This window comes from Yinghuangia sp. YIM S09857 (genome assembly GCF_051388915.1).
Taxonomy (GTDB): Bacteria; Actinomycetota; Actinomycetes; order Streptomycetales; family Streptomycetaceae; genus Yinghuangia.
In genome coordinates this window covers 111,345-118,155 of sequence record NZ_JBPKBH010000002.1, presented here as the reverse complement: position 1 = coordinate 118,155, position 6,811 = coordinate 111,345, and the positions used below count along the sequence as shown (strand labels likewise).

The window sequence follows — 6,811 nt, the reverse complement described above, 5'->3', positions numbered from 1 at the left end:
CCCCCGCGGCGAGCGTCAGGCGAGGCGCCAGTGGCGCAGCCGGGCGCTGTCGGCGCCGGGCGCGAAGCTGGTGGTGACCCAGGTGCCGTCGCCGAAGGAGGCCATCCACTGCCACTGCTCTTCGTCGAGCGAGTAGGCCACGCGGGCGACGCGTTGCAGGGTTTCGGCGGCCAGCAGTTCGTGAGTGACGGGTCCGTCAGTGGCAGCGATGACCAGCTCTCGGTCGAGGAAGAACGCCTCGTCGTAGCATTCGTCGTCCGTCACGTTCTCCTCCTCTTCGTCGTCCTCGTCATCCGGTTCGAACGGGTTCATCCAGAGGCCGCCGAACGCTTCGCCGAGCCACATGGTGCCGTCGGGGTGGACGTCGACCGGGCGGCTGGAACCTGGGGAGAACGCCCCGTCCGAGAATCGGTAGCACCAGCCGTCGATGTTGTGCCCGTCGAAGGAGGACTGCCCCCTGTGCCGGCCGTCCGGGAACAGGACCCAGCGGTCGTCGCTGAGGGACTCGTCCTTGCTGACGGCCAAGTCGGGCAGGGAGACCTCCCAGCACGCACTTTCGTATCCGGCGTCCTCTTGTGAACAGTCGTCGTCCTTCGTGCCGGGGAAGACGTGCAGTTCGTCGCGGAAGGGGTGGAATCCCACGCTGACGAGGATCAGGTCTCCGTCCACGTTGGTCAGACCCGGGTGGTCGGATTCCCAGACGACGGTGCCGTCGGGCCCGACGCAGGTGGTGTGTCGCAGGCCTGCGAAGGCCGCCCAGGCGCCGCTGGGGTGGATGTCCCAGTTGTAGGCGCCGTCCTTGCGGAAGCGGTCCGGGATCGGAATACGGGCGCGGACACGCAGTTCCGTGTCGAAGAGCACGACGTTGCCCGAGCGGTCGTGGAGGGCCCAGCCGCCGTTGACCCTCTGTATTGCACCCGCGACCGGCTCGTCCGACTCACGAATCAACTCGGCGTTCCTGAGGGGGAGATCGATCATGGCGGGCAGCCTAAAGCGTTCCCTTCGGATTATCCGATCGTTGAACGGCCATGGGTTGAGTGATGTCCAGTGGGCGCGGATCGAGCCGTTGTTGTCGGATCGGACGTCGCCGGTCGAACACCGCGGCGGGGCGGAATCGGCCGATTGAGCCCCCGCCCGCCGGTCCAATGAGCCGACACGGCTATAACGGCGCAAGTCGGCGCACCGATTCAGTCATGCCTGATCCGTGATTGCGCCTCCCCGTTCCGCCCCCACACGGTCGCCTCCCGGCGTGCCTCCGGAACGAACCCGGGGACGGGACATGGCAGACCGCTTGTATATCTGCGGCACTCCACCGACAAGCAGACCAACGCCCGCCATCTCCACGCCCTGGGCACCCTGCTCAGGGCCGGCGCCCCGCACGTACGAGGGCCCGGCCACCACCGGCGCCTGGTCCGGCCTCGACCTGGCCGCCGATGACCCGCAGACCGACGGTGGTCGTCAGCCCTGTTCGGCCTTCCAGGAGCCGCTGGCGTCGTTGCAGGTGGTTGTGTATTTGCCGGTGAGGCGGCCGCCGAGGAGGTCGCCGCGCATGGAGATGGTGTCGGACGAGCCGGAGGAGCGCAGGGTGATCTTGCTGCCGTTCATGGTGCCGGTGACGGGGCCGGAGAGGTCGCAGCCGGCGACGTCGAGGTCGAGTTCGCCGGTGACGCGGTTGCCGTCCTGTTCGAGGGTGAGCGAGAAGTCGCCGCTCAGTTTGGCCGGGACCTCGTTCTCGTACGTGCCGGTCCACGGCCCGGTGACGGTGTCGGTGTTCTTGGCGTCGCCGCCCGTGCTGTTGCCGCCGCTGCCGGAGCCGTTGCCACCCGAGCCGGGGCCCGGGCCGCCGCACTTGTCGGATCCGACGGCGAGTGCGCCGGACATCGGTGCGGCGTGTGCTGCGCCCGCGGCGGTGGGGCAGTCTTCGTCGTCCGAGTCGCCGGTGAGCGCGACGATGCCGAAGACGGCGCCGGCCACGACGGCGACGGCGACGACGCTGCCGATGATCATCTTGTTGGAGTTGGGGCGGTTCCGGTGCTGTCCCGGGACGCCGTGGCCCATCGGGGGCGGCGGGCCCTGGTGGCCGCCCTGCGGGAACTGGCCTTGCTGGAAGTTCCCCTGTTGGAAGTTGCCCTGTTGGAAGTTCCCGGACTGGAACTGGTCCTGGGGGTACGGGCCCTGCGGCGGCGGCGCGTATGGGCCGCCCGCGGGGCCGCCCATGGGCTGGCCGGACGGCTGGGAGCCCCCGTACGACGGCGGCGGTCCCGGGGGGATCGGCGGCATGCCCTGCGGCGGCGTGGGGGGCGGGAAGCCCTGCGGTGCCGAGTGCGGGGAGGAGTGCGCGCCGGGCTGCGAGCCGGGCTGGGGCGAAGGCGCCGGCGCGGAGTCCTTGGAGAAGTCGAGCGGTTGCGCGGCGCCCGGTCCCCCGGGCCCGCTCTGCCCCGGCGAGGCCGGGACGACGAGTCGTGCGATCTCCCCTGCGGCGTCGGGGCGTTGGGCGAGGATGCCGGTGAAGGCGGACTCGATGCGGGCGAACGCGGCGTCGCGCAGGCCGTTCTGCTCGCGGCCCTCCGCTCCGGCGATCATGCCGCCGAACGTGTCGACCCAGGTCTCCGGCGCCGGGTCGCCACTCCTGCCGAGTACGTCGAGCAGTGTGGCGCGCACCGTCGGCCAGGCTTCCGTGCCCATGGCCATGACCACGTTCCCCGCGGCCGCGCGTGCCAGTTCCTGAAAGCCGTCCGGCATGCGCCGTACTCCCCGCATCGTGCGGGTGAACCCGTCCGCCACCCGACAGTGCAGGCGAATATACGGGGTGGGCACGATCTTCCACCGAGGGTGTTCCCTCAGCCCGCCCGGTCTCACGCCCGCTGCGCCGCGGTGCCGGAGGGGCGCGGCCGCGCGGGAAGGGGCGTGCCCCCTCGGGCGTGGGCGTGCGCCGGCCCGCGCCCATCGCCGTCACGGCAACAGGTCGAGGTCCCGTTCGTCCGCGTACGCCCGCCTCGGCGCGGGCTTGGGTCCGAACATCCGCCGCATGGCCGGTTCGGCGAACCGTGCGGTGAGTGGTCCGGCGATGACGAGGATGAGGACGTACGCGGTGGCCAGTGGCCCGAGTCGGGCGTCCGTGCCCGCCGCGACCGCGAGTCCGGCGATGACGATGGAGAACTCGCCGCGGGCGACGAGCGCTCCCCCGGCGCGGTAGCGGCCCGGCTTGGCGATTCCGGCGCGGCGGGCCGCCCAGTAGCCGGTGGCGATCTTGGTGATGGCGGTGACGACGGCCAGGGCGAGGGCGGGGAGCAGCACGGGCGGCAGGTCGGCGGGGTCGGTGGACAGGCCGAAGAAGACGAAGAAGACGGCGGCGAAGAGGTCGCGGAGCGGGGCCAGGACTTCCTGGGCGTGTTCGGCGACTTCGTCGGAGATGGCGATGCCGACGAGGAAGGCGCCGACGGCGGCGGAGACCTTGAGCTGGTCGGCGATTCCGGCGACGAGGACGGTCAGGCCGAGGACGCCGAGGAGCAGGAACTCCGGTTCCTCGCTGGAGAGTGCCTTGGAGACGGTCTGGCCGTGGCGCAGCGCGACGACGAGGACCACGGAGATGGTGGCGACCGCGATGAGGACGGTGATGCTGCCGCCGAGGAGCCCGACTCCGGCGAGGAGGGCGGTGAGGATCGGCAGGTAGAGCGCCATGGCGAGGTCTTCGAGGACGAGGACGCTCAGGATGGTGGGGGTTTCGCGGTTGCCGAGGCGTCCGAGGTCGCGGAGGACTTTGGCGATGACGCCGGAGGAGGAGATCCAGGTGACTCCGGCGAGGGCGATGCAGCCGACGGGTTCGAAGCCGAGGAGGAGTCCGGCGATGAAGCCGGGGGTGGCGTTGAGGAGGAGGTCGACGAGCCCGGCGGGGGTTCCGGCGCGGAGGTTCCCGACGAGTTCCTTGGCGTTGTATTCGAGGCCGAGGAGGAGCAGCAGGAGGATGACGCCGATGTCGGCGCCGACGGAGATGAAGTCGTCGCTCTCGGAGAGGCTGAGGACGCCTCCGTGGCCGAACGCGAGGCCGCCGAGGAGGTAGAGCGGGATCGGCGACATGCCCATGCGGGCGGCGATGCGGCCGAGGATGCTGAGGCCGAGGATGATGGCGCCGATTTGGATGAAGAGTGATGCCGAGTGCATGGAGGGGTGCGCGGCTCCGGTTCGGGGTGGGCGGAGTGGCTGTTACTCCCCGGTGAGGAGTTCGGCGAGGGCGGTGGCTTCGGCGGGGGTGAGGCGTACGCCGGGGCCGCAGGCGTCGGGGTCGTCGATCTCGAAGATGGCGAGGCTGCGGCGGCCGTCGCGGGCGGCGACGATGCTGAGGGCGCGTCCGCCCTGGGTCTGGAGGGTGTACTGGGTTCCGATGCCGGGGAGGGGGGTCGAGGTGATGGGGACCTGGTTGGGCATGGCGGCTGCTCCGGTTCGGGGGTGTTCTCGGTGGGGGGACGGGATGTCCGGGGTCGGGTGTTCGGGGTCGGGTGTCCGGATGGTTCCGGGTGGTTCCGGGTGGTTCCGGCTGCGTCCGGGATGTTGTCAGATTAATGCTGGTGGGGGCTGTGCAGGCGGGTGATCCGGACGCGTCGCGGTCGCTCGTTGCCGGGCCCTGGCGCGCCGCTCGGCTCGCGGGTTGATTCGTCCGTCCTCGCTCGTCCCGATCTCCGGGTCCCCGCCGCCCCTTCCGCGCCTGTTCCGTCCCGCTCCTCCTGGCAACCGCCGTTCGCGGGTCGTGTCTTTGCGCTGTGTCGTGTGCCGCCGGTGTGATGGGATGCCGCGGTGTGCCGCATTCGTGTGCGGGCGGTGGTCGGGGGTCGTTCTCGGACGGGGGTTTGGGGTGGTCGGCGCGGTGGACGTCTCGGCGGAAGCGGTCAATGCGGGTGAGGCCTTTTTTGTTCCGCTGGGCGCGGAGCGGTTTGCGGCGTCGGAGCTGACGCAGGGGCCGTGGAGTCTGGAGCAGCAGCACGGCGGGCCGCCGTCGGCGTTGCTGGCGGGCCGGTTGGAGCGGTTGGCGCCGCGTCCGGAGCTGGTTCCGGCGCGGCTGACGGTGGAGTTCCTGGGCCCGGTGCCGGTGGGTGAGGTGCGGGTGGCCGTGCGCGTGGTGCGCGACGGCCGGAGCGTGCAGTTGGTGGCGGGCGAGCTGAGTGTGGACGGGCGGGTGTGCCTGTCGGCGCAGTTGTGGCGTGTGCGGGCGGCGAAGGTGCCGGGGTTGCCGGAGGCGGCGTTGGCGTCGTCGGAGGTGCCGGGGCCGGTGCCGACGGAGCCGCAGGAGCCGTTGGCGCGGCGGTTCGGGTACGGGCGGGCGCTGGACTGGCGGTTCCTGGAGGGGTCGTTCCGGTATCCGGGTCGGGCAACGGCGTGGGTGCGGTGCGGGCGTCCGCTGGTGGAGGGCGAGGTGCCGGGGGCGTTGGAGCGGGTGGTGCTGGTGGCGGACACGGGTTCGGGGATCGGTGCGGAGTTGGATTCGCGGCGGTTCGTGTGGCCGAACCTGGATCTGTCGCTGCATCTGCTGCGCGTGCCGGTGTCGGAGTGGTTGTGCCTGCGGTCGGCGATGGAGCTGGGTGACGCGGGGGTGGGGGTGGCGCGGACGCGGTTGTTCGACGAGGCGGGGTTGTTCGGTTCGGTGGCGCAGTCGCTGTTCGTGGCGCCGGTCCCGGGGGCGGACGCCGGGCCCGACGCCGACGCGGATTCCGGCGCCGCCGCGGACCCGGGTTCCGATCCGTCGCGGTAGCCGCGTGGCGCGGTCCGCGCTGTCACTGTGCCGTCTCCGTGTCGTCGCGGCGTTGCGCCGGGGTGGTGTCGGTGTTGTGTCGGGGTTGTGTCGGTTCCGCATGGTTGGCTTTCCCGGTTGTGTTGCCGGTCGCTGGTGAGCTGGTGAGAGGACGCGGGTGTGGCGGCGCCGAGGGAGTTGAGCCGGGTCGTGGTGGGCGCGGCGGTGCGCGAGTACGCGGATGTGCTGGCGTTGCGGGTGGCGATGGGGGCGTTGGCGGCGTCGAGTGCGGCGGCGTACGTCCGTGATGTGGAGGAGTTCGCGCGCCTGGTGGGGCCGGGGGTGGTGTTGGACGACGTCGAGTCGTCCGATGTCGAGTTGGCCGTGGTGCGGATCGCGAACGCGCCGGACGCGCGGTTCTCGCGGAGCCGGAAGATCGGGCCGGACGGCGAGGAGGTGCCGGGCCGGGGCCTGCACGCGCGGGCGCGGTGGCTGGCGTCGGTGCGCGGGCTGTTCCGGTGGTCGGTGCAGATGGGGTATGTGCGGGCGGATCCGATGGAGTTGGTGGCGGGCGTACGCGTGCCCTCGCGTGCGAAGGGGGCGCGGCTGGGGCTGTCCGTCGAGGAGGCGGTGGCGTTGCGCGAGTCGCCCGCGGCGCTGCCGGGTGCGGCGTCGGGGGTGGTGCGGGCGGACCAGCGGCTGGCGTTGCGGGACGAGGTGATCCTGCGGCTGCTGACGGAGACGGGGCCGCGGGTGTCGGAGGTGTGTGCGGCGAACACGGACGACGTGCGGCGGCTGGAGGACGGCGGATGGGTTCTGCACATCCGGCGGGGCAAGGGTGGTCGGGCGCGCGATGTGCCGTTGTCGGAGGCGCTGTTGGCGGCGTTGGCGGCGTACCGCGAGGGCGAGCGTCCGGCGGCGCCGGCGTCTGATCCGGCGGAGGTGCGGGCGGACGCGGCGCGGGCGCTGGTCGTCACGGTGCGGGGGCGGCGGATGTGTCCGCGCGACGTGCAGCGGATGGTGCAGCGGCACGTCCGCCTGATGCCGGCACGGTGGCGCCAGGCCGTGACGCCGCACGGCCTGCGCCAC

Annotated in this window: 6 protein-coding genes; 2 read left to right on the top strand and 4 right to left on the bottom strand. The window is 72.0% G+C overall.

The features are described from left to right. Positions 1 to 15: 15 nt before the first annotated feature. From ACRX5S_RS03675 to ACRX5S_RS03660, 4 genes are all read right to left on the bottom strand, one after another. Positions 16 to 978: a hypothetical protein gene (locus tag ACRX5S_RS03675; protein ID WP_436771257.1), complete on the bottom strand. Its 963-nt coding sequence runs from the start codon at positions 976 to 978 to the stop codon at positions 16 to 18. Between the two features lie 480 nt (positions 979 to 1,458). Then, complete coding sequence (locus tag ACRX5S_RS03670; RefSeq protein WP_436771256.1) at positions 1,459 to 2,742, bottom strand: hypothetical protein; 1,284 nt, start codon at positions 2,740 to 2,742, stop codon at positions 1,459 to 1,461. Positions 2,743 to 2,952: 210 nt separating this feature from the next. Continuing rightward, entirely contained in the window at positions 2,953 to 4,161 is a 1,209-nt protein-coding gene (locus tag ACRX5S_RS03665) for a cation:proton antiporter (RefSeq protein WP_436771255.1), read from the bottom strand. A 42-nt stretch (positions 4,162 to 4,203) separates the two neighbouring features. Further along, the gene (locus ACRX5S_RS03660) at positions 4,204 to 4,425 is read right to left on the bottom strand and encodes a hypothetical protein (protein ID WP_436771254.1); all 222 of its coding nucleotides are present in this window, start codon (positions 4,423 to 4,425) and stop codon (positions 4,204 to 4,206) included. A 436-nt stretch (positions 4,426 to 4,861) separates the two neighbouring features. Between ACRX5S_RS03660 and ACRX5S_RS03655 the strand changes: the two genes are divergently transcribed. Together ACRX5S_RS03655 and ACRX5S_RS03650 are read left to right on the top strand one after the other, a co-directional pair. Further along, the gene (locus tag ACRX5S_RS03655; RefSeq protein WP_436771253.1) at positions 4,862 to 5,743 is read left to right on the top strand and encodes a thioesterase family protein; all 882 of its coding nucleotides are present in this window, start codon (positions 4,862 to 4,864) and stop codon (positions 5,741 to 5,743) included. 159 nt (positions 5,744 to 5,902) lie between these two features. Further along, a partial coding sequence (locus tag ACRX5S_RS03650; RefSeq protein ID WP_436771252.1) for a tyrosine-type recombinase/integrase occupies positions 5,903 to 6,811 on the top strand: 909 nt, incomplete at its 3' end.